Below are 450 nucleotides of genomic sequence, written 5' to 3'. Positions count from 1 at the left end.
ATTAGCACGATGTCCGACCGTACCTAGCGTACCTTCGAACTCCTCCGTTACGCTTTGGGAGGAGACCGCCCCAGTCAAACTGCCTACCATGCACTGTCCCCGATCCCGATAAGGGACCTGGGTTAGAACCTCAAACGCACCAGGGTGGTATTTCAACGTTGGCTCCATGAGAACTAGCGTCCTCACTTCAAAGCCTCCCACCTATCCTACACAGATCGATTCAAAGTCCAATGCAAAGCTACAGTAAAGGTTCATGGGGTCTTTCCGTCTTTCCGCGGGGAGATTGCATCATCACAAACATTTCAACTTCGCTGAGTCTCAGGAGGAGACAGTGTGGCCATCGTTACGCCATTCGTGCAGGTCGGAACTTACCCGACAAGGAATTTCGCTACCTTAGGACCGTTATAGTTACGGCCGCCGTTTACTGGGACTTCAATCAAGAGCTTGCAC

General features: G+C 51.8%; 1 rRNA gene. It reads right to left on the bottom strand.

From position 1 onward, the window contains the following. A 23S ribosomal RNA gene (locus tag GVL52_RS29000) occupies positions 1 to 450 on the bottom strand; the annotation flags it as partial.

Source organism: Rhizobium sp. 18055, from assembly GCF_902706285.1.
Classification (GTDB): domain Bacteria; phylum Pseudomonadota; class Alphaproteobacteria; order Rhizobiales; family Rhizobiaceae; genus Rhizobium.
Note: the sequence above shows the minus strand (reverse complement) of the source record. Positions and strands in the feature narration are given on the sequence as shown.